Origin of the sequence: Actinoplanes auranticolor (genome assembly GCF_018332655.1) — a bacterium.
Lineage (GTDB): Bacteria > Actinomycetota > Actinomycetes > Mycobacteriales > Micromonosporaceae > Actinoplanes > Actinoplanes auranticolor.
This window is the reverse complement of the sequence record NZ_BOQL01000004.1, coordinates 19715-41345: the sequence shown is the minus strand read 5'-3', so window position 1 is coordinate 41345 and position 21631 is coordinate 19715. Positions and strand designations below refer to the sequence as shown.

Genomic DNA, 21631 nt, shown 5'->3' with positions numbered 1-21631 from the left:
CCCGGTCTCTACTGGACGCATGCGTTCATCAGCACGGACCGGCGCGTCGATGGCCCTGGCGTCGATGGTCCTCGTCCAGCTCGGCCTCGCCGTCTCCGTCGGCCTGCTCGACCGCCTCGGCGCGCAGGGCACGGCCTGGTTGCGGCTGTTCTGGGCCGGCGTGATCCTGCTCGTGCTCGTCCGGCCGCGGCTGCGCTCGTTCACCCGGGCCAGCCTGCTGACCACCGTCGCGCTCGGCGTGGTCACGGCCGGGGTGACCATGCTGTTCATGGCGGCCATCGCCCGGCTGCCGCTCGGGACCGCCAGTGCGCTGGAGTTCCTCGGGCCGCTCGGGGTGGCCATCGTCCGCGGCCGCCGCGGCACCAAGGTGTGGCCGCTGCTGGCGGCGGCCGGGGTGCTGCTGCTGACCGAGCCCTGGCACGGCGGCACCGACCTCGTCGGGGTCGGGTACGCGCTGGCCGCGGCGCTGTGCTGGGCCGCGTACATCGTGCTCACCCAGCGCGTCGGTGACGACGTGGCGGGTCTGCAGGGCCTGGCGGTGTCCATGCCGGTCGCCGCGCTGGTGGCGACCCTGGTGGCCGGCCCGGCCGTGCTGGGGCAGCTGACCTGGCAGCTGCTGCTCGCCGGGATCGGCCTGGCCATCCTGCTGCCGGTGGTGCCCTTCGCCCTGGAGATGCTCGCGCTGCGCCGGCTCACGACAGCCGCCTTCGGCACGCTGATGAGCCTGGAGCCGGCCCTCGCGTTGCTGATCGGGCTACTGGTGCTGGGCCAGGTGCCGGGATGGGCGCCGGTGGCGGGGATCGCTTTCGTGGTCGCGGCCGGCATCGGCGCGGAGCGCACGGGCGCTCGGGCGGCCGCGGAGCACAGCACGGACGAGGCCCGCGAGCCGGTCCCGGCCCCCTGATGAATCATCGCAGAACGCCGTCGGCGAGCCCTCGGGTGGTCCCCGCCCGTCCCGCATGCCGCGCGCCCTAGCGTCGACGCCCATGACGAACGACGACCTGGCCCGGGAACTGATCGCTCTGACCGACGAAGACCGCGACGCTCAGCCCGGCGCGCTGGGCGGGGACCCGGCCGGGCGGCTGGCGCACCGGCGGATCACGGTGCGCAACGCCGACCGTCTCGCCGAGATCCTGGACGCGTACGGCTGGCCGACGGTGACCATGGTCGGCGCCGAGGCCGCGCGCCGGGCCTTCCTCGTCGCCCAGCACGCGGACCAGCAGCTCGACCTGCAGCGCCGGGTCCTGCCCCTGCTCGCCGCGGCCGTCGCGGCGGGGGAGGCCGATCCGTCGGCGCTGGCCATGCTGCGCGACCGCGTGCTGGTCAACGAGGGCCGTCCCCAGCTCTACGGCACCCAGATCGCCGGGGTGGCCGACGGCGCCCCGGTGCCGTGGCCGGTCGAGGATCCGGACGGCATGGACGCGCGCCGCGCCGAGGCCGGACTGGCCCCGTTCGCCGTGCACACGGCCCGGCACGCTCCCGCCTGAGACGAGTGACGGCCCGGAAAGGTTGACGGGCCGGTGCATCAACCTTCCGTGGCCCCCGGCAGTCCTTCCCTTCGCACAACACCTGTTGCCTGCCGAAGGGACGTTCCATGTCGCGCGCCGGTGGCCGTACCGCGGTGCTGGTCCTGATGATGCTGCTGGCCGGCTGCGGGCCGGTGGGGGATCCCACTGTGGCCGGTCCGGCCGCCGTACCGGTGAGCCCGTCGGCGTCGCCCGAGGCGGCCGGCACGCCGGTGCGCAAAGCGCCCCGGATCCGGTATCCGGAGCGGGGCGGCGGCCGGTTCCGCACGGCCGCCGCCCAGCGCCCCGCACCGCCGCGCGGCACGGTGCTGCGCTACCGGGTGCAGGTCGAGAAGGACATCACCGGGGTCTCCACCGCCGGGTTCGCCGCCGCGGTGCAGCGGACGCTGGAGGACCCGCGGGGCTGGTCCGCCGGCGGGGTCCGGCAGCTGCGCCGGGTCGGGCCCGGCGACCGGTACGACTTCACGATCTTCCTGGTCACCCCGCGCACCCGGGACGAGCTGTGCCAGGACGTGCCGGACGGCTACACGTCCTGCCGCAACGGTGCCCGGGTGGTGCTCAACGTGGCCCGCTGGGCGCACGGGGTGCCGCACTACCGGGCGCCGCTCGCGGTCTACCGCCAGTACATGGTCAACCACGAGGTCGGGCACCGCCTCGGGCACGGCCACGAACGCTGCCCCGGGCGGGGCGAGCCGGCCCCGGTCATGCAGCAGCAGACGCTGGGCCTGCACGGGTGCACGGCGAACCCCTGGCCCTACCGCGACGGCGAACGGTACGCCGGCCGGCCGGGCAGCTACGACGACGAGGTGCCGTCTTCGTAGGGGACCGGCTCAGGAGATCAGGCGGGTGCCCCCGGCGATGGCCACGGCGGCGAGGAGGACGAAGGCCCAGCGGCGGTGGGTCGCGGCGGCGCTGAGATGATCCGTCCGGTGCGCGGGCGCGGCGTTCGGCCTAACCCGGACGGCGGACCCCGCGGTCCGGCGGCGGCACCGGATCGGCGTACGCGCCGGAGCGTCCCGCGTACCGCCGGCCGGCCCGGTACGGCCACGCGTTCGCCCGGCAGCCGTGCAGTCCCAGCGTCTGCTGCTGCATGACCGGGGCCGGCGCACCCCGCCCGGGGCAGCGTTCGTGGCCGTGCCCGAGGCGGTGCCCGACCTCGTGGTTGACCATGTACTGCCGGTAGACCGCCAGTGCGGAGCCGTAGCGGGGCACGCCCTTGATCCAGCGGGCCACGTTGAGCACGACGCGGTCGCCGCTGCGGCAGGACGTGTAGGCGTCGGCGCCGCTACCGCAGAGCCGGTCGCGGGTGCGGGGCGTGGCCAGGAAGATCGTAAAGTCGTACCGCTGGCCCGGCCCGACCCGGCGCAGCCGCAGCGTGCCGCCGGCCGTCCAGCCGCGCGGATCCGCCAGAATCCTGGTGACCGCGTCGGCGAAGGCACCGGTCCCGACGCCCCTGATGTCAGTCTCGACCAGGACCCGGTAGCGCAGCAACGGGCCGGCCCGGCCGGCGGTCCGGGCCGACCCGGCGGCCACCAGCCAGTCGCCGTGGCCCCGTGCGGGATAACTGACCACGACGGGCTTGGCCGCCTGCCGCGCGGCCGGCAGCCGCCCCGGCGCCGACGGCGCGGCAGCCGCAGGCACCCCGGACGGCGCGGGCGCGCACCCGGCCGGCAGGACCAGCGCCAGTGCCGTCGCGAGCATCCACCCCAGCCGTCGCATACCTCACCTTCGGACGGGCCGGCCGGTTGCTGAGCTCACGCGGCTGCGGTCGCCGCCGGCCGGGTCAGCGGCGGGGCCGGGTCCAGCGACCGCTCCACCGTGATCGCGTGCCACAGGCAGAACATCGCCACCGTCCAGACCTTGCGGGAGTTGTCCGCCACGCCGGCCCGGTGCTCGGCCAGCAGCCGCTGGGCGTAGCCGAGGTCGAGCAGGTGCCCGGTCTGCGAGCCGGCCATCAGCTCGGCGATCCAGTCCCCGATCGCGCCCTTGAGCCACAGCCGGGTCGGGGTGGGGAAGCCCAGCTTGCGGCGGTCGCGGACCGACTCCGGCACGATGCCGCGCATGGCTTCGCGCAACGCGTACTTGGTCGTGCGGTTACCGGCGGGCAGCTTCATCTCGGTGGGCAGGCCCGCCGCGGCGGCGTACACCGCCTGATCCAGGAACGGGACCCGCAGTTCCAGGGAGTGGGCCATGGACATCCGGTCGGCCTTGGTCAGGATGTCGCCGGGCAGCCAGGTGTGCAGATCCACGTACTGCATCGAGGCGACGTCGTCGACGTCGGCGGTCTCCGCGTACAGCTTGCTCGTGATCACCGTGTGCGGGTCGGCGGTGAAGCGCATCAGCTCGGCCTTCTCCGCCGGGGAGAAGATCCGGGCGTTGCCGTAGTAGCGCTCCTCGATCGGCGTGGTGCCGCGCTCCAGGAAGCTGTGGCCCTTCACGCCCTCCGGGATGACCTTCGACAGGCTGCGCAGGCCCCGCTTCATGCCGGCGGGCAGCCGCTCGATGCCGGCCAGCGACATCGGCTCGCGGTAGATCGTGTAGCCGCCGAACAGCTCGTCCGAGCCCTCCCCGGACAGCACCACGGTGACGAACCGGGACGCCGTACGGGCCAGGAAGTAGAGCGGCACCAGCGACGGGTCCGCCACCGGGTCGTCGAGCAGCTGCACGATGCGGGGCAGCTCCCGGATGACGTCGTCCTCGGTGACCACCGTCGGGGTCAGCCGCACCCCGAGCTGGTCGGCGGTGTCCTGGGCGATCTCGATCTCCGAGTAGCCCTCCTGGGCGAAGCCCGCGGTGAACGCGTGCAGGTCCGGCTTGACCTCGGCGGCCAGCGCGACGATGGCCGACGAGTCCACCCCGCTGGACAGGAACGCCCCGACCGGCACCTCGGCGTGCAGGTGCTTGCGGACGCTGTCGCGCAACGCGTCGCGGATGGCGTGGATGGCCACGTCCGGGCGGACGTGCAGCGGACGCAGCGACGGGCGGAAGTAGCGGTGCAGACGCTGACCGCCGCCCGGCGTCCAGGTCATCCGGTGCCCCGGCGGCAGCCGCCGCACGTGCCGGTGCAGCGTCATCGGGTCCGGCACGTACTGCAGGGTCAGGTAGTGCGCCAGCGCGTCGGTGTCCAGCGCCGCCCCGGAGTTGCCGCTGAACGGCAGCAGGGCCTTGCGCTCGCTGGCCATGAACAGCCCGTCCGAGGTCTCCAGCAGGTACAGCGGCTTGATCCCGAACGGGTCGCGGGCCGCGTGCACGGTGGCGGTCCAGTGGTCGTACGCCACGAACGCGAACATCCCCCGCAGCCGCGACAGCGCCGCCGCACCCCAGTAGTGGAACGCCGCCGCCAGCACCTCGGTGTCGCCGTGGGTGGCGAAGGTGGCGCCGTGCTCGCGGATCAGATCGGCCCGCAGCTCACGGTAGTTGTAGATCTCGCCGTTGAACACCACGGTCCAGCGGCCGGCCTGCGGGCCGTCGACCGGGTAGTGCGCGGGCTGGCGGCTCTCCGCCACGTCGACGATGGCCAGCCGCTGGAACCCGAAGGCCAGGCCGTCGCCGTACTCGATCTGGGTGTCGTCGGGCCCCCGGTGGTGCATCGTGGCCAGCGCCTCGGCGAAGGCGGCGGCCGACGCGGGGTCGGGGACACCGGCGTTCGCCCGGCTGCTCACGAACACGCTCAGACCACACATCGCGGCACTCCTTCGGTAACGAGCGGATCTGCACCGTAGGGAGCGGGCTATGAAGGACTTGTGAGGAAGTGGCCGGGAACTGTGGTCGCACCGGAACCGGTACGGATCTTCACCGGAATCTGACATTCGCCCCTGGGGTTGACGTCCTGGGTGAGAATCGCGTCCGTGACCGCTCGGATCCTGGTAGCTGACGACGATCCCAAGCACGCCCAGCTCATCCGCCTGTACCTTGAGCGGGAGGGCCATCACGTGCTGACCGTGGGTGACGGGAGGGCCGCACTGGAGCAGGCCCGGGCCCGTCGCCCCGACCTGGTGATCCTGGACGTGATGATGCCGCTGGTCGACGGGCTCGACGTCTGCCGCATCCTGCGGGCCGAGTCGTCGTCGATCGCCATCCTGCTGGTCACCGCGCGCTCGTCGGAGAACGACATGCTGCTGGGCCTGGACATCGGTGCTGACGACTATCTGGCCAAGCCGGTCAGCCCGCGGGAGCTGACCGCCCGGGTGCGGGCCCTGCTGCGCCGGATCGGGACCGCGGACGCCCAGTCCGCCACCCTGCGCGTCGGCGACCTCGAGGTGGACGCCGGCCGGTTCGAGGTGCGGGTCGCCGGGGCCACGGTGCACCTGACCGCCAAGGAGTTCGGCATCGTCGAGCTGCTGGCCCGCGAGCCCGGGCGGGTCTTCACCCGGGGGCAGATCATCGACAAGACGTTCGGCTTCGAGCAGGACGTCTCCGAGCGCACGGTCGACGCCCACGTGGTCAACCTGCGCCGCAAGATCGAGACCGATCCGGCCGAGCCGCGGTACGTGCAGACGGTGTACGGCCGCGGCTACCGGATGGCCGAGCAATGAGCTTCCGGCTGCGCATCTTCCTGCTGGTCATGGTGGTGGCCGTGACCGCGATCGGGGCGACCGCCTGGCTGACGCTCAGCCTGACCTCCCGGGCGTTCAACGAGGCCCAGGCCAGCGCTGACCGGCACCGCTTCGAGATCGCCGACCAGGTGGCCCGCTACGGCCTGCTGCACGGGCGGTGGCCTGGCGTGGATCGCCTCGCCGCCGACCTCTCCCGGCAGACCGGGCTGCACATCCGGCTGATCACCCTGGACCAGACGGTGCTGGTCGACACGGACAACCTGGCCGGCCGCGCCGCCGGTCCGGTACGCCCCGGCCCCATGCTGATCGACCCGCGGCCGCAGCTGGAGTCCTGGGCCGCCGACGCCGACGCCGACGCCGCCGACGCCGCCGCTCAGCCGGCACTGGCCGCCCTGCTCGGCAAGGGGGTTCCCGCCAGCGTGCTGCTGACCGGACCGCTGTTCGGCCCGGCCCCCGACCCGGTCCGCCCCGTCGAGCGGACACCGGTGGCGGGGATGCTGCGCCAGCTGGCCCAGTACCGGGCGGCGTTGGTGGCCGTGCGGTGCATCGCCGACGAGAAGCCCGGCACCGAGGCGGTCCTGCTGACCGACCGGGCCCCGTATCTGACCCGGCAGCAGCTCCAGGAGCACGCCGGCTGTGTCCGCAAGGCGTCGGAGCTGGTGCTGGAGAACCGCAAGCGCATCGACATCGACCTGTTGACGTACCAGCAGTGCAGCGCGCCGGGGGCGCCGGAGATGGACCGCAACTGCGCGGCCACCACCTTCAACGACCGGGCCGGGGTGTCGGCCGCCCTGCCGTTGCAGCTCTATCTCGGCGCGTCCGGTGAGACCGATGTCGGCCAGCTCGGCCGGCCCGCCGCCTTCGGCGTCGCCGGGCTGATCCTGGTGGCGCTGATCGGCACGGCCTGGATCGCCCGGCTGGTCAGCCATCCGGTACGCCGGCTCACCGAGGCCTCGCGGTTGCTCGCCGGCGGCCGGCTGAACGTGCGGGTGCCCGCCTCCGGCCGCGGTGAGCTGGCCCGGCTGTCGCAGTCGTTCAACGCCATGGCCGAGGCCGTGCAGCGCAGCGAGGAACGCCAGCGCCGCCTGGTGGCCGACGTCGCGCACGAGATGCGCACGCCGCTGTCGAATCTGCGCGGCTACCTCGAGGGTCTGTCCGACGGGGTGGTCGAGCCGAGCCGGGAGCTGTTCGCCTCGCTGCACGAGGAGACCATGCTGCAGCGGCGCATCCTCGACGACCTGCAGGTGCTGGCCCTGGCCGAGGTCGGCGACCTGCGCTACGCCAAGGGCCCGATCGACCTGGCCGACCTGGTGCAGGTGGGCGCGACCGCGCACCGGGCGGTCGCCGCCGAGGCCGGGATCGCGCTGACCGTGGACGTGCCGGCCCCGGTGTGGATCGAGGCCGATCCGGACCGGCTGCGCCAGGTCCTGGGCAACCTGCTGACCAACGCGGTGCGCTACACCGACACCGGCGGCCACATCCTGGTCCGCGTCCGCGAACGCGGGGCGGAAGCCGTGCTGACCGTGCGCGACACCGGCGTCGGCATGACCCCGGCGGACCTGCTGCGGGTCTTCGACCGGTTCTGGCGGGCCGACCCGGCCCGGCAGCGCGCGACCGGCGGCACCGGCCTCGGCCTGACCATCGCCCAACGCATCGTGCGCGACCACGACGGCTACATCGAGGTCACCAGCGAGCCCGGGGCCGGCACCACCTTCACGGTGTGCCTGCCGCTGCGCCCGACCGCGGCGGTCAGCGCGGACCCGCCGCCGCTCAGTGCGGGCCCACCGCCGTGATCCGGATCGCCGCGGCGCCCAGCTCGTCGCTGGCCGCCAGGTCCACCTCGGCCTCGATGCCCCAGTCGTGGTCGCCCTCGGGGTCCTCGAAGACCTGCCGCACCCTCCACACCGTCGGCGTGGTCTCGATGTGCAGCAGCGCCGGCCCGCGCGCCGAGGGCCCGGTGCCGACCACCGGATACTCGGCGTAGTAGTCCTCCAGGGCCTCGATCCAGCGATCGGTGTTCCAGCCCGACTCGGCGTCCAGCTCGCCCAGGTCCTCGGCCCGGCGCAGCGCGAACAGCTCCACCCGGCGGAACATCGCGTTGCGCACCAGCACCCGGAACGCCCGCACGTTGCGGGTGACCGCCGGCGGCTTGTCGTCCAGCGGCGACACCTCGACGATCTCGGCGCCGGGGTTGCGCAGCCGCTCCCACTCGTCGAGCAGGCTGGAGTCGACCTGGCGGACCAGCTCGCCGAGCCACTCGATCAGGTCGGTGAGCTCCTCGGTGCGGGCGTCCTCGGGCACGGTCTGGCGCAGGGCCCGGAACGCGTCCGCGAGGTAGCGCAGGACCAGGCCCTCGGAGCGGGACAGGCCGTAGAAGGAGACGTACTCGGTGAAGGTCATGGCGCGCTCGTACATGTCGCGGACCACGGCCTTGGGCTTGATCTCGTAGTCGGCGACCCACGGGTGCCCGCCCCGGTACGTCTCGTACGCGCCCTCCAGCAGCGGCAGCAGCGGCTTGGGGTAGGTGACCTCCTCCAGCAGCTCCATCCGCTGGTCGTACTCGATGCCCTCGGCCTTCATCGCGTTGACGGCCTCGCCCTTGGCCTTGAACTGCTGCGCGGACAGCACCTGGCGCGGGTCCTCCAGGGTCGCCTCGATGACCGAGACCACGTCCAGCGGGTACTCCGGCGACTCCCGGTCGAGCAGCTCCAGGCAGGCCAGCGCGAACGGCGACAGCGCCTGGTTGAGCGCGAAGTCGATCTGCAGGTCCTCGGTGAGCCGGTAGCGCACGCCGTCGTCGGTCGCGACCCGCTCGATGACCCCACCGGCCAGCAGCGCCCGGGCGATGGCCAGGGCCCGGCGGATGTGCCGGCGCTGGGCGGCCGGCTCCTCGTGGTTGTCGGTGAGCAGGTGCCGCATCGCGGCGAACGGGTCGCCCCCGCGGACCAGCACGTTGAGCAGCATCGCGTGCGACACCTGGAACGAGGAGGTCAGCGGCTCCGGGTCGGCGGCCACGAGCCGGTCGAAGGTCGGCTGGCCCCAGCCGATGGTGCCCTCCGGCGGCTTCTTGCGGACCACCTTGCGGCGCTTCTTCGGGTCGTCGCCGGCTTTGGCCAGCATCCGCTCGTTGTCGATGACGTGCTCGGGGGCCTGCACGATGACCGTGCCGAGGGTGTCGTAGCCGGCCCGCCCGGCCCGCCCGGCGATCTGGTGGAACTCGCGGGCCTTGAGCAGCCGGGTCCGGACCCCGTCGTACTTGCTCAGCCCGGTGAACAGCACGGTGCGGATGGGCACGTTGATGCCGACGCCGAGGGTGTCCGTACCGCAGATGACCTTGAGCAGGCCCGCCTGCGCGAGGGTCTCCACCAGCCGGCGGTACTTGGGCAGCATGCCGGCGTGGTGCACGCCGATGCCGTGGCGCACCAGCCGGCTCAGGGTGCGCCCGAAGCCGGCGGTGAACCGGAAACTGCCGATGGCCGCGGCGATCGCGTCCTTCTCGGCCCGGGTGCACATGTTGATGCTCATCAGCGACTGGGCGCGTTCCAGGGCGGCGGCCTGGGTGAAGTGCACGATGTAGACCGGTGCCTGCCGGGTGGTCAGCAGCTCCTCGATGGTCTCGTGCAGCGGGGTCATCGCGTACTGGAAGACCAGCGGGACCGGCCGCTCGGTGTTGCTGACCACGGCCGTGGGCCGGCCGGTGCGCCGGCTCAGGTCGTCGACGAAGCGGGTGGTGTCGCCCAGGGTCGCCGACATCAGGATGAACTGGGCCTGCGGCAGTTCGATCAGCGGCACCTGCCAGGCCCAGCCGCGGTCGGGCTCGGCGTAGAAGTGGAACTCGTCCATGACGACCTGGCCGACGTCGGCGTCGGCGCCCTCGCGCAGCGCCAGGTTGGCCAGGATCTCCGCGGTGCAGCAGATGATCGGGGCGTCGGCGTTGACGCTGGCGTCGCCGGTGAGCATGCCGACGTTGTGCGCGCCGAAGACCGCGCACAGGGCGAAGAACTTCTCGCTGACCAGCGCCTTGATCGGCGCGGTGTAGAAGGTGGTGCGCTTGTCGGCCAGGGCGGCGAAGTGTGCGCCGGTGGCGACCAGGCTCTTGCCCGAGCCGGTGGGGGTGTTGAGGATGACGTTCGCCCCGGTGGCGATCTCGATGAGCGCCTCCTCCTGATGCGGGTAGAGCGTCAGTCCCTGCTCGCTCACCCAGCTCTGGAAGGCGTCGAAGACGGCGTCGGGTTCGGCGGTGCCGGGCAGGCGGTCGGTGAGCGTCATGATGTGCCCACCCTATCCGTCGCGCTTTTCCCAGCACCGTGGCCGGGCTTTCTCAGCACCGTGGCCGGGCGCTGGACGCGCCCGGCCACGGAAAGGGACCCTGCTGTGGAGTTGCGGTCGATCCGCTAGACGCCGAACGCCGAGTAGATCGGGCCGGCGACGCTGCCCGCGAGGCCGATGACGGCGGCGACGACGGCGATGGTGGAACCGATTCGAAGGCGCATTCCGGGAGCTCCTCAGGTACGTGTGGTGGCCTCGCACGACAGAGATTGCGCCGGGCCGGGTGCGGAACGGGACACATCCGGTTGCCGATCGGTTGCAGAATGTATCGACAGTGCTCAATGCCCCTGATTGTCGGAGGTCCCGTGAAATTCCTCGTCGTCCTCGCCGCCGCACTCGTGGTCACCACCGGTGGCGCCCAGGCCCCGGCCGCGCCTGCGCCCTGCACCGCGCAGGTGCAGCTCAACCCCAGCTTCGAACGCGGTACGGCGGGCTGGAGCGCCGGCCCCCGCATGGTGGTCCTGGGCACCCCGGAGCGCCCGGCCCACACCGGCCGCGCGTACGCGACCTTCGCCGGACTCGACGTCACCCGCACCGACCTGCTGCGCTCCACGGTCACGATCCCGGCCGGCTGCGGCCTGGATGTGAAGTTCCACGCCCGGGCCGCCTCCACCGAGACCAGCCGCGGCGACTACCTGAACATGGGCCTGGCCGTGACGGGCGAACCCCCGAAGACCCGCTTTTCGTTCGCCTTCGACATGCCGGCCGACTGGCACCAGTACGGCGCCTCCGCATCGACCGCGGCCACCGAACGCACCGCGACCATCACGTTCCTCGCCAGCGAGTCCGCGGGCGGCGGCGTGACGACCTTCGACGTGGACGACGTCACCGCGACGCTGCGCCCGCCGGCAGCGCGCTGAACAGGTAGCACCCGTAGACCACGTTCCGGCTGTGCACCAGGACGACGCCCGGCTCGGCCAGCACGGCGGTGAGCGCCGCCACCGGATCACCACCGTCGTGCTGCCGGCTGGCCGGATGGATCCGCCCGGAGCTGTCGTAGGCCCGCAGCACCTGCGGACGGCCGTACCAGTCGGGCGGATAGGGCAGGTCGTCCGCCGGCCCGCCGCAGGGCGCGGCGTGGGCGAACACCGCACCCTTCTCCCGGTACGGCGACGCGGGCAGCGGCGGCTCGTAGTTGAACAGCAGCAACCCCTCGCCGGCCGCCGCGTTACGCAGACAGCAGCGCAACTGCTCACCCCCGAGCGCGCAGTGCCGCTCGGCCGCCGGATCGGCCCGGACCTCGGCGAGCAGGGCGGGGGAGAGGGCGCTGATCCGGTACGCGATGGTCGTCATCATGACGCCATCCTGCTGCGCCGCCCGGCCGTGGTCTGGCGGTATTCGGACGACGGCTTCGCGGGCACACTGGGTGCATGGCCGTTGTGCTGGCGCCGTTCACCCGGGAGTTGCTGCCCGCCGTGCAGCCTTGGTTCGAGCACCCGGAGGTGGTCCGGCGGCTGGGCGGTCCCCAGTGGCCGGTCCGGAACCTGGAACTGGCCGGCACGGGAATGGGCGAGACGTTCCGCGGGCGCCGGGTGCTGCGCGATCACTCGTGGGTGGCGTACGACGCGTCCGGGGCGGTCGTCGCGAACATCGGCGGCGAGGTCTACGACCGCTGGTGCCGGTATTCCGAGGGCCCGGACGGCGCGGTGGTCGAGGCGGTGGAGCCGGGCCCGAGCATGGGCCTGGCGTACGTGGTCGATCCGCAGCGGTGGGGGCGCGGTTTCGGGACGGCGGCGCTGCTGGCGGTCATGACCGCGCCGGAGGTGGCCGACGTGGTGCTGTTCGCGGCCGGGGTCGAGCCGGACAACGTGGCCAGTGTGCGGTGCGCGATGGCGGCGGGCATGCGCCCGGACCGCGAGGAGCCGGACTGGGAAGGCATCGTCTACTACATCCGCCGCGCTCGCTGAGCTTCGCTACCGGGGCCAGGCCGCCAGTCGCTCCCGCACCGCCTGGACCTGCTCCGGGGTGAGCCCGTACACCGCGAACCGTGCGTCATCCAGCCGGTCCAGGTATCGTCCGGCATCGGCCACCTCGTCGTCGTCCAGACCGGGGTCCAGCGCCCGGGCCAGCTCCAGCACCCGCTGCAGCGAATACCGCTCCAGCGCCGCCGCCACGTCGATGTAGTCGCGGACCTCGCGCCGGTTGACCAGCGCCGCGACCTTGGAGGCGACCAGGTCGTCCAGGTGCATCACCGGGCCCACGTCCATCACCACCGGCGCGCGGCTGCGGTCCAGGCGGGTCAGGGTCAGCCGGAGCGCGCGGCTGCCGTCGGCCACGTGGTATTCGCGCAGGTCGTCGTCCATGCCCTCGAAGAGCTCGTCGGCGACCTCGCGGAACACCTGGTAGCCGGCCTCGGTCAAGGCGGCGGTGACCTGCCCGGCGGCGGCCTCGACGGCGCCGGCGGTGTCGGTGAACAGGTCGATGTCCTCGGTCGGGCGCTGCACCAGGCCGTTGACGAGCCAGGCGACGCCGCCGCCCAGGACGAAGCCGTGCTTCTCCCCGACGGTCAGGGCGATGGTGGCGACGTCACGGTAGAAGTCGTCGATGTTCCCGCTCACCCAGGCGACGGTAGCGGATCCGCCCGGCGGCGCCACCGCGACCGGCCGGGGCCGGGGTGCTGGAGGTGGCTAGCCTCAGGCCCATGGCGACAGACGATCAACTCGTGGTGATCGACGAGCTGCTCGCTCGTCCGTTCCCCGCACAGGAGACGCAGGATGGATTCTCCTCCAGCGGCCCGGGCCACCACCTGTCCGTCCTTCAAGCCAGCCGGGATTTCTGGGACGACCCCGGTACGGAGATCGTGGAGGCGGCCGAGCAGGAGATCGACGCCGCATTCCAGGCGCTGACGTCGGCCCTGACCACGCGCTGGGGCAAGCCTGAGCCGGTGGACCTCGAGCCCTGTCTGTGGAGCGGGGAACCGGTCCCGGAGCCGCTGGCCCAGCTCGCCTCATTGAGCGACACGTTGCTCATCTGGCGGCCGGCGCCGGGACGCTGGACGGGACTTGCGGTGGGCCAGGCGGACCGCGAGTTCCCCATCATGCTGCTCGCCGCGGTCGGTGACGCTGCTGTCCTCCCGGCCGGGGAGTGAACACATGGACGAAGAGGACTACTAGGTCCGGCTGGCGTATCGCATCGGTGCCGAGTTCCAGGGATTCGACGACCCGGAACTACGGAGAAACTGGTGCGACGGGCTGGTGGCCGACGCGTAGCACATCGACTGGTCTGTGCTGCTGCCCGGCGCCCGATTGACGGGCTGGCTGTCGCCCGATCCCCGGCGCAGGACGATGGTCGTCGCCCCGCTCGGTGGCCACATCCGGACTCAATCCTCGCGTTTCTGAGATTGAAGGGTGGTCACCAGCCGGTACTGGATCTGGCTGAGACGGCTGCGTTGCTTGTCGTGCCAGTCGCGCCAGGACGGCACTTCCTCATGGCCGGAGATCCACAAGGCGTAGCCCGTGTAGTCGCCGTAGTAGTTCTCGTCGAACACGTAGCCCGAGGCCCGGAGGATGGTTGCCATGGCGGCACGCATGGCGATACAGACCTGCTCGTCGAACCGAGCACCCGGGCCGTCCTTCTGCAGCCGGGCGTACTCATGCCGGGCGACGGTGGTCACCACGAAATGGGAACGCCAGGACACATGGATGCCTTCGTCCACGTCGGTCTGCACCTCGACGCCGGCCATGGTCCCGGTGACGTCCAGCTCATCAACGATGGGCAGACCGGCGGCGGCCAGATCTCCTCTTATCCGCGTGGCAAGCCACTCGAGGTGGAGCTTGTCCATCTTTCCGTTCACCATCTCGGCAGGCTACCCACGGCCGATCGACGAGGCACCCGGGCAGCCGTATCAAGGCCGCCAGCCCTGGGCATCAACGATCATGGTCACGAGGACGGCGGTCGCCCCCGCCAGAGCGCCCAGCAGAAACCACAGAGCCCAGGGTCGAGGGCGTCGAGCCACCGCCAGCCCTGCCGTTATCAGAATCTGGGCAGTAACGAGGTACAGCGCGGGAGTGCCGTACGGGGCGTACGGCACTCCGGTCGCGTCGACGCCGACAATCCAGGCCCAATCGTCCTGCGGGAACCATCTGAAGTGCGCCAGCACCACGAGATAGGGCGCAACGGCCAGGAGGGTGGCGAGCCACCAGCGCCGAGGGCGCACGCTCCAGGAATGCGGCGGGTCCGACACGAGGCTCAAGGTAACCGACTCGATTGATGGGGATGGGCGGCGCCCAGTTATCGCGGGCTGACGCCCGGGACCACCGCAGCTTCCGGCAGGCCGAGCGCCTGACGCACCTGACCGGTCAGAGAACTGGTCACCGCCACCTCGCGGGCGGCTTCGAGGTATTCGGCAACGGTGCTGGCGGCGGCGACGCGCTTGTACGCGGCCGCGCGCTCCTGCAGGTGCTCGTCCAGGGCGCCGATGATGGGCTGCGCCTCGGCGGGCCAGCGATGCTTTCGGAGCCCCTTGGAAAAGGCGGCGGTGGCATCGGCCGCACCAGCCGCGAGCTTCTTGTGCCGGTTCAAATTTGCCTTTGTCGGTTGAGGGGCGCCCATCCATTTGTCCCGGGCGGCGTTCGAAGCAGCGCTGAGCTTCGCGTACGTCTCGCCGGCCTTTTTGATCGTCATGGCGGGCTCAGCTAAGGCCGGAGCGGTAAGCGCGGAAGGCGGAGCCTGGACGTCCTGGGATGCGCACCCGGTGAGACCTAGAGCCAGACTGATAGCTGCGGCGATGACAACACGGTTGCGCTTCACGAAACGGTCGGCCTCTCGTCGGTCAGAACTCGCCGGCCATCATCGGCAGGACGCTGCTCCCGGAGAGGAAATGCGGAGTCCGGACTTCGATCGCAGCCCGCAGCTGAGGCCGGTCGGAGCCGACGTTACGAAGGAGTGCACGTTCGCCGAGGAGCGGAAGCCAGCCGTTGACGGACGGACCGACCGACCAGGACTCAGGCCGCGGCGACCCGGCGCAGCATCGGGTGGCGGGCCTCCCAGGCCGCGCGCACCCCCCGGGGCAGATTCAGCTCAGGCCAGATCCGCACCAGCGTCGGCCCGTGCAAGTAGCTGCGCAACTCGTCCACCCGGACCGCCTCGCGTAGCACGTTCTCGTACATCCAAAGCAGCATCGTGGGCTGGTCGAGGTCGAACGTGCGGACCGGATTCCACCACAGGCGCAGCGGCAGCTCGACCGGGCCGTGGGCCGGGCCGGTCAGCTCGCCGAGGGTGCCCGCCACGAGCACCGGCCGGTGCGGCCGGGCGAGGTGGACCGCCGGGGCGTCGGGCGCGGTGGTGGGCATGGGACCAGGGTAGACCGCCGAGCCCGTCGAGGGATAACTCCTAGAATCCTAGGATGCCTTAGGCGCAGTGCGGCACGCCGCACCAAAGACAGAAACGACCGCCTGCGGCGGACGACGAAACTAGGACAGGCGGGTACGGACGACCAGCTGGTGCAACGCCTCGACGGCGTCGCGGTCGGCCTGCTCGGGCAGCGCCGAAGCGTCCCGCGCCGCCTCCAGCTCGGCCCGCAGCCGGGGGATGTCCCGGGCCAGATCGGCGCGGACGGCCGACGGGAACGGGCCGTGCTCCGCCTCGCGCTTGCGGCCGATCAGCTCGGGCACGTACGCCAGGCCGGTGCCCAGCAGGCCGAGGTCGGTCTCGAGTTCGCCGGTGCGCATGAGGTGCAGGCCGGTGAGCAGCACCCGCAGCGTGTACAGCGCCGGCTTGAGTTCGCCGGTGCGGTCGAAGAGCCGTTCCTGGGTCGCCGCGAAGCCCAGGTAGTGGTGGGCGTGGTGCCGGGTGATCAGCGCCGGGGCCAGTGCTTTCAGCTCGGTGTGCACGGCCGAGGTGGCGACCACCAGCGGGGACAGCAGCTGTTCGAGCACGTAGCCGTTGCGGCCGGTGAGCAGGCGCGCGAACTTGAGCAGGTCGTGGCTGACCACGTCGAGTTCGACGCCGTCGCGCCAGCCGTCGGACTGCAGGGTCTCCGGGCCGGTGCGCAGGCCGACGACCTCGGCCGCCGGCAGCAGGTGGGCGGCGCGCAGATCGAGATCCGAGTCGGCCGAGGCGAAGCCGTACAGGTGGGCGCCGCTCACGGTGGCGAAGATCAGGGGGTACGGCAGGTCGGCGGCGACCTGTCCGGCCCAGTTCGGCACGTCGATGGTCATGGCAGACCCCTTTCCCGTACGGCGTGGAGCAGCGCGTCGACGGCGGCCCGGTCCGGCGTCGCGGGCAGCGTGGTGCTCGCGGCCGCCTCGTCCAGGTCGGCCAGCAGTTCGCCGGCCCACGCGGTCACCGATTCCCACGGCACGTCGCCGTGTCTGACCGCGAGCAGACGTTCCCGCAGCGGTGAGACGTCGACGAGCACCTCGCCGGTGCGCAGCACGTGGGCGCCGGCCAGCAGCAGCCGGATCATGTGCATGGCCTGTTTGTGGTTGGTCTCGCCGGTGCGCCGGCGCCGGGCGTCGACGCGTTTGAGCTGGTCGCGGGCGTACGCGCCGTAGGTGTCGGCGACGCGCCGGGACAGGAACGCCGACCGGGCGGCCAGCAGCTGCTCACCGTCGGCGGTGACCGTGGTGATCAGGGGTGACCAGAGCACTTCGAGCACGGTCGGGTTGCCCTGCAGGGCGAGGGTGCAGAAGCGTTCGAGCTCCCAGCTGAACTGTTCCTCGGCCGGGCCGTCGAGGTGGGTCGGTGGCTTGTCGAGGTGCCAGAACAGTGCGGTGGGGGCCGCGTACACGCCTCGGCGGTCGTGGTCGGAGCCCGGTCCGGCGAGGCCGTACGCGCGGGAGCCGACCACGACCGCGAGGATCGTGTGTTCGGTGACGAGGGTGGTCACAGGTCCAGGCTGGTGCCGTCGATCGCCTGCAGCTCGTCGTCGCTGAGGTCGAGCTTGTCCAGGGCCGCGACGTTGGTCTCCAGCTGTTCGACGCTGCTGGCCCCGATGATCAGGCTGGTCATCCGCTGGTCGCGCAGGGCCCAGGCGAGGGCCATCTGGGCCAGGGACTGCCCGCGGCGGCCGGCGATGTCGTTGAGGTTGTGGATGCGGCCCATGGTGGGCTTGTCCAGGTCGCTCTCGTTGAGGAAGACGCTGGTGCGTACCCGGGAGTCGTCGGGGATGCCGCCGAGGTAGCGGTCGGTGAGCAGGCCCTGCTGCAGGGGGCTGAAGGCGATGCAGCCGGCGCCGACGGCCTCGAGCGTGTCGAGCAGGTGGTCCTTCTCGATCCAGCGGTTGAGGATGGAGTAGGAGGGCTGGTGGATCAGCAGCGGGGTGCCGAGTTCCTGCAGGATGGCGGCGGCGCGGGCGGTCTGTTCGGCGTTGTAGTTGCTGATGCCGACGTAGAGGGCCTTGCCGGAACGGACGACGGCGTCGAGGGCGCCCATGGTCTCTTCCAGCGGGGTGTCCGGGTCGGGGCGGTGGTGGTAGAAGACGTCGACGTAGTCGAGGCCGAGCCGGCGCAGGGACTGGTCCAGCGACGAGACCAGGTACTTGCGGGAGCCCCACTCGCCGTAGGGGCCGTTCCACATGTGGTAGCCGGCCTTGGTGGAGACGACGAGCTCGTCGCGGTGGTGCCGGAAGTCGGTGGCCAGGATGCGGCCGAAGTTCTCCTCGGCGCTGCCGGGCGGCGGGCCGTAGTTGTTGGCCAGGTCGAAGTGGGTGACGCCGAGGTCGAAGGCGCGGCGGGTGATGTCGCGCTGGCGTTCGATCGGGCGGGCGTCGCCGAAGTTGTGCCACAGGCCGAGGCTGATGGCGGGCAGCTTGAGCCCGCTGCGCCCGGCGCGGCGGTAGGTCATGGTGTCGTAGCGCTCTGGCGCGGCGGAGTAGGTCACACACCACACCCTAGGGACACATGATCGAAACGTGCGCGCTGGTAGGTTCGTAGCAGCCGTACACCGCGCGGGAGAGACCACCTCGGTGGCGCCGAAGGGGCAAATCCTCCCCGGAACCTCTCAGGCAAAAGGACCGCGTAGGTAGGCGACTCTGAAGTGCTCGGCTGATCCGTGGATCGGGTGGGTATGACAGAGGGGGAGGTTGCGTCCGCCGACCTCTCTCTCCCGCAGGAGCCGCCATGACGTTCGCCGCACGCCACATCGGTCCGGATGCCGATGCGCAGGCCCAGATGCTCAAGGCGATCGGGTACGCCTCGCTCGAAGCGCTGATGGATGCCGCCATTCCCGAGGTGATCCGCTGGCACGGGTCGCTGGAGCTGCCGGCCGCCGCCTCCGAGGAGGAGGCGATCGCGGAGCTGCGGGAGATCGCGGGCCGGAACACGGTGGCGACCTCGATGATCGGCCTCGGTTACTACGGCACGTTCACGCCGGCGGTGATCCGGCGCAACGTGCTGGAGAATCCGGCCTGGTACACGGCGTACACGCCGTACCAGCCGGAGATCAGCCAGGGCCGGTTGGAGGCGCTGCTGAACTTCCAGACGATGGTCACCGATCTGACCGGGCTGACCACGGCGAACGCGTCGATGCTGGACGAGGGCACGGCGGTGGCCGAGGCGATGACGCTGGCCCGCCGGTCGAGCAAGATCAAGAGCCCGGTGTACGTGGTGGATGCGGACACGCTGCCGCAGACGCTGGCGATCCTGCGGACCCGGGCCGAGCCGCTGGGTATCGAGATCGTCCCGGTCGACCTGGACGCCGGTGCGGAGCTGCCGGAGGAGTTCTTCGGGCTGCACCTGCAGTATCCGGGGGCCTCGGGCGCGGTCCGTGACCACGCGGCGCTGGTGGGGGCCGCGCACGCGGTGGGTGCGCTGGTGACGGTGGCGGCGGATCTGCTGGCGCTGACGCTGCTGCGGGCGCCGGGCGAGATCGGGGCGGACATCGCGGCGGGTACGACGCAGCGGTTCGGCGTACCGCTGGGTTTCGGTGGCCCGCACGCCGGTTACCTGGCCGTGCGCGCCGGGCTGGAGCGTTCGTTGCCGGGCCGGCTGGTCGGGGTGTCGCGGGACGCGGACGGCGCGCCGGCGTACAGGCTGGCGTTGCAGACCCGTGAGCAGCACATCCGCCGGGAGCGGGCGACGAGCAACATCTGCACCGCCCAGGTCCTGCTGGCGGTGATGGCGAGCATGTACGCGGTGTACCACGGTCCGGCGGGGCTGCGGGAGATCGCCCGGCGTACCCATGCGCGGGCCGGTGCGGTCGCGGCCGGGCTGGCCGCGGCGGGGGTGGAGGTCGCGCACGCCGCGTTCTTCGACACCGTGACCGCGGTGGTGCCGGGCCGGGCCGCCGAGGTGGTCGCGGCGGCCGAGCGGTCGGGGATCAACCTGCGGCTGGTGGATGCCGACCGGGTGTCGGTCGCGTGTGACGAGACGACGACGCCGGCGCACGTGGAGGCGGTGCTGGCGGCGTTCGGTGCGGCTCCGGCTCCGGCTGCCGGTGCGGCGTTGCCGGCCGGTCTGGAGCGGGCCACCGACTATCTGACCCACCCGGTGTTCTCGGCGCACCACTCGGAGACGGCGATGCTGCGGTACCTGCGCAAGCTGTCGGACCGCGACTACGCGCTGGACCGGGGCATGATCCCGCTGGGGTCGTGCACGATGAAGCTGAACGCGACCACCGAGATGGAGCCGGTGAGCTGGGCGGAGTTCGCCAACATCCACCCGTACGCGCCGGCGTCGCAGACGGCGGGTTACGAGGCGCTGGTGGCGCAGCTGGAGGGCTGGCTGACCGAGGTCACCGGCTACGACGCGGTGAGTGTGCAGCCGAACGCGGGTTCGCAGGGTGAGCTGGCGGGTCTGCTGGCGATCCGGGGTTATCACCGGTCGCGGGGCGAGACGCACCGGGACGTGTGCCTGATCCCGTCGAGTGCGCACGGGACGAACGCGGCCAGCGCGGTGATGGCCGGCATGCGGGTGGTCGTGGTGGCCTGCGACGAGAACGGCAACGTGGACCTGGGTGACCTGGCGGCCAAGATCTCCAAGCACGCGGACGCGCTCGCGGCGATCATGGTGACGTATCCGTCGACCCACGGTGTCTACGAGAAGGGCATCGCGGACCTGTGCGGCGCGGTGCACGACGCGGGCGGCCAGGTGTACGTCGACGGGGCGAATCTCAACGCGCTGGTCGGGTTCGCCAAGCCGGGCAAGTTCGGCGCGGACGTGTCGCACCTGAACCTGCACAAGACGTTCTGCATCCCGCACGGCGGCGGTGGCCCCGGTGTGGGTCCGGTGGCGGTGCGGGCGCATCTGGCGGAGTTCCTGCCGGGTGACCCGCTGGAGCCGGGTGAGCACCACGCGGTGTCGGCGGCGGCGCACGGCTCGGCCGGGATCCTGCCGATCTCGTGGGCGTACCTGCGGATGATGGGCCCGGAAGGGCTGGCCGCGGCGACCGGGGTGGCGGTGCTGGCGGCGAACTACGTGGCGGCGCGGCTGCGGGAGCACTATCCGGTGCTGTACGCCGGCAACGAGGGCCTGGTGGCGCACGAGTGCATCCTGGACCTGCGGCCGCTGACCAAGGCGACCGGGGTGTCGGTCGACGACGTGGCCAAGCGGCTGATCGACTACGGCTTCCACGCGCCGACGATGTCGTTCCCGGTGGCCGGGACGCTGATGGTGGAGCCGACCGAGAGCGAGGACCTGGCCGAGCTGGACCGGTTCTGCGACGCGATGATCGCGATCCGGGGCGAGATCGCCCGGGTGGCCGCGGGGGAGTGGCCGCGGGACGACAATCCGCTGCACAATGCCCCGCACACGGCCGCGGCGGTCACGGCGGACGAGTGGCAGCACGCGTACCCGAGGTCGCTGGCCGGGTTCCCGGCCGGGGTGGACCGGACCTCGAAGTACTGGCCGCCGGTGCGGCGCATCGACGGGGCGTACGGGGACCGGAACCTGGTCTGTTCCTGCCCGTCGCCCGAGGCGTTCGAGGAGTAGGCGGGTCCGTCGCGGGTCGGCCGGGGTGGCGCTTCCGGTCGGCCCGCGGGCGTGTGGCAGGTCTCTCAGGCCGCCAGGGCGTGCACGGCCGGTCCGCGGTGTGGTGCGATCGTCCTGCCGTCGGGCAGCAGCTCACCGGTGTCCTCGAAAACGATGACACCGTTGCAGAGCAGGCTCCATCCCTGCTCGGGGAAGGTCGCCACGATCCGGGCCGCTTCGCGGTCGACGGCTTCGGCAGAGGGGCAGGACTTCTGGTGCTGGCACATCGGGTGTCTCCGGTAGGGGGTTGTGTCGTGCTTCACATCAACGGGGCGGAACACTACTCCCATCCGAACGAATCCGGATCTCGTGA

The 21631-nt window shown here is 71.9% G+C and carries 22 protein-coding genes and 1 riboswitch; of the genes, 9 read left to right on the top strand and 13 right to left on the bottom strand.

Going from position 1 to position 21631, the window contains the following annotated elements:
- The first annotated feature begins 19 nt into the window (after positions 1–19).
- The 3 genes from Aau02nite_RS01965 to Aau02nite_RS01955 all read left to right on the top strand — a co-directional run bounded on the left by Aau02nite_RS01965 (position 20) and on the right by Aau02nite_RS01955 (position 2347).
- Positions 20–904 (top strand): EamA family transporter, encoded by an 885-nt coding sequence (locus Aau02nite_RS01965; protein ID WP_212986546.1) that lies wholly within the window; start codon positions 20–22, stop codon positions 902–904.
- An 82-nt stretch (positions 905–986) separates the two neighbouring features.
- Positions 987–1487, top strand: coding sequence for a DUF6624 domain-containing protein (locus Aau02nite_RS01960; protein ID WP_212986545.1), 501 nt, complete (start codon positions 987–989; stop codon positions 1485–1487).
- A 107-nt stretch (positions 1488–1594) separates the two neighbouring features.
- Entirely contained in the window at positions 1595–2347 is a 753-nt protein-coding gene (locus Aau02nite_RS01955; RefSeq protein ID WP_246594825.1) for a DUF3152 domain-containing protein, read from the top strand.
- A gap of 130 nt (positions 2348–2477) precedes the next feature.
- Here Aau02nite_RS01955 and Aau02nite_RS01950 read toward each other — a convergent pair whose 3' ends face one another.
- Together Aau02nite_RS01950 and asnB are read right to left on the bottom strand one after the other, a co-directional pair.
- Positions 2478–3245: a DUF3152 domain-containing protein gene (locus Aau02nite_RS01950; protein WP_212986544.1), complete on the bottom strand. Its 768-nt coding sequence runs from the start codon at positions 3243–3245 to the stop codon at positions 2478–2480.
- Between the two features lie 35 nt (positions 3246–3280).
- The gene (gene asnB, locus Aau02nite_RS01945) at positions 3281–5209 is read right to left on the bottom strand and encodes an asparagine synthase (glutamine-hydrolyzing) (protein WP_212986543.1); all 1929 of its coding nucleotides are present in this window, start codon (positions 5207–5209) and stop codon (positions 3281–3283) included.
- Between the two features lie 156 nt (positions 5210–5365).
- Here asnB and Aau02nite_RS01940 point away from each other — a divergent pair, with 156 nt between their 5' ends.
- Positions 5366–6061, top strand: a complete 696-nt coding sequence (locus tag Aau02nite_RS01940) for a response regulator transcription factor (RefSeq protein WP_212986593.1) — start codon at positions 5366–5368, stop codon at positions 6059–6061.
- On the top strand, positions 6058–7875 hold the full coding sequence (locus Aau02nite_RS01935; protein WP_212986542.1) for a sensor histidine kinase: 1818 nt from the start codon (positions 6058–6060) through the stop codon (positions 7873–7875). Before Aau02nite_RS01940 ends, Aau02nite_RS01935 begins: the two co-directional genes overlap by 4 nt.
- Here the strand turns inward: Aau02nite_RS01935 and Aau02nite_RS01930 are convergent.
- The gene (locus Aau02nite_RS01930) at positions 7853–10351 is read right to left on the bottom strand and encodes a DEAD/DEAH box helicase (RefSeq protein WP_212986541.1); all 2499 of its coding nucleotides are present in this window, start codon (positions 10349–10351) and stop codon (positions 7853–7855) included. The two genes, Aau02nite_RS01935 and Aau02nite_RS01930, sit on opposite strands and share 23 nt — an antisense overlap.
- Positions 10352–10716: 365 nt before the next feature.
- On the opposite strand from Aau02nite_RS01930, the gene Aau02nite_RS01925 reads away from it, so the two are divergent.
- Positions 10717–11271, top strand: coding sequence for a hypothetical protein (locus Aau02nite_RS01925; protein ID WP_212986540.1), 555 nt, complete (start codon positions 10717–10719; stop codon positions 11269–11271).
- Here Aau02nite_RS01925 and Aau02nite_RS01920 read toward each other — a convergent pair.
- Positions 11237–11707: a DUF1203 domain-containing protein gene (locus tag Aau02nite_RS01920; protein ID WP_212986539.1), complete on the bottom strand. Its 471-nt coding sequence runs from the start codon at positions 11705–11707 to the stop codon at positions 11237–11239. The genes Aau02nite_RS01925 and Aau02nite_RS01920 overlap by 35 nt on opposite strands.
- Positions 11708–11781: 74 nt before the next feature.
- On the opposite strand from Aau02nite_RS01920, the gene Aau02nite_RS01915 reads away from it, so the two are divergent.
- Positions 11782–12318 carry a GNAT family N-acetyltransferase gene (locus tag Aau02nite_RS01915; RefSeq protein ID WP_212986538.1) on the top strand — a complete coding sequence of 179 codons (537 nt, stop codon included), beginning with the start codon at positions 11782–11784 and terminating at the stop codon, positions 12316–12318.
- Between the two features lie 6 nt (positions 12319–12324).
- On the opposite strand, the gene Aau02nite_RS01910 is transcribed toward Aau02nite_RS01915, so the two are convergent.
- On the bottom strand, positions 12325–12969 hold the full coding sequence (locus Aau02nite_RS01910) for a nucleotidyl transferase AbiEii/AbiGii toxin family protein (RefSeq protein ID WP_246594824.1): 645 nt from the start codon (positions 12967–12969) through the stop codon (positions 12325–12327).
- Positions 12970–13052: 83 nt separating this feature from the next.
- Here Aau02nite_RS01910 and Aau02nite_RS01905 point away from each other — a divergent pair, with 83 nt between their 5' ends.
- Positions 13053–13499: a hypothetical protein gene (locus Aau02nite_RS01905; RefSeq protein WP_212986537.1), complete on the top strand. Its 447-nt coding sequence runs from the start codon at positions 13053–13055 to the stop codon at positions 13497–13499.
- A gap of 231 nt (positions 13500–13730) precedes the next feature.
- On the opposite strand, the gene Aau02nite_RS01900 is transcribed toward Aau02nite_RS01905, so the two are convergent.
- The 7 genes from Aau02nite_RS01900 to mgrA form a co-directional block, all read right to left on the bottom strand.
- Positions 13731–14207, bottom strand: a complete 477-nt coding sequence (locus Aau02nite_RS01900) for a hypothetical protein (RefSeq protein ID WP_212986536.1) — start codon at positions 14205–14207, stop codon at positions 13731–13733.
- A gap of 48 nt (positions 14208–14255) precedes the next feature.
- Complete coding sequence (locus tag Aau02nite_RS01895) at positions 14256–14594, bottom strand: hypothetical protein (RefSeq protein WP_212986535.1); 339 nt, start codon at positions 14592–14594, stop codon at positions 14256–14258.
- 47 nt (positions 14595–14641) lie between these two features.
- Complete coding sequence (locus tag Aau02nite_RS01890) at positions 14642–15034, bottom strand: hypothetical protein (protein WP_212986534.1); 393 nt, start codon at positions 15032–15034, stop codon at positions 14642–14644.
- A 320-nt stretch (positions 15035–15354) separates the two neighbouring features.
- Positions 15355–15702, bottom strand: a complete 348-nt coding sequence (locus Aau02nite_RS01885; protein WP_212986533.1) for a hypothetical protein — start codon at positions 15700–15702, stop codon at positions 15355–15357.
- 120 nt (positions 15703–15822) lie between these two features.
- Positions 15823–16569, bottom strand: coding sequence for a nucleotidyltransferase domain-containing protein (locus Aau02nite_RS01880; RefSeq protein ID WP_212986532.1), 747 nt, complete (start codon positions 16567–16569; stop codon positions 15823–15825).
- Positions 16566–17240, bottom strand: coding sequence for a nucleotidyltransferase domain-containing protein (locus Aau02nite_RS01875; protein ID WP_212986531.1), 675 nt, complete (start codon positions 17238–17240; stop codon positions 16566–16568). The genes Aau02nite_RS01880 and Aau02nite_RS01875 overlap by 4 nt, the downstream gene beginning before the upstream one ends.
- A complete protein-coding gene (gene mgrA, locus Aau02nite_RS01870; RefSeq protein ID WP_212986530.1) occupies positions 17237–18232 on the bottom strand; it encodes an L-glyceraldehyde 3-phosphate reductase in 996 nt (331 codons plus the stop codon). Before mgrA ends, Aau02nite_RS01875 begins: the two co-directional genes overlap by 4 nt.
- Positions 18233–18290: 58 nt before the next feature.
- Positions 18291–18378: riboswitch (glycine riboswitch) on the top strand.
- 93 nt (positions 18379–18471) lie between these two features.
- Between mgrA and gcvP the strand changes: the two genes are divergently transcribed.
- Positions 18472–21279, top strand: coding sequence for an aminomethyl-transferring glycine dehydrogenase (gcvP, locus tag Aau02nite_RS01865; RefSeq protein ID WP_212986529.1), 2808 nt, complete (start codon positions 18472–18474; stop codon positions 21277–21279).
- A gap of 65 nt (positions 21280–21344) precedes the next feature.
- On the opposite strand, the gene Aau02nite_RS01860 is transcribed toward gcvP, so the two are convergent.
- On the bottom strand, positions 21345–21545 hold the full coding sequence (locus tag Aau02nite_RS01860; protein ID WP_212986528.1) for a DUF5999 family protein: 201 nt from the start codon (positions 21543–21545) through the stop codon (positions 21345–21347).
- Positions 21546–21631 lie beyond the last annotated feature (86 nt).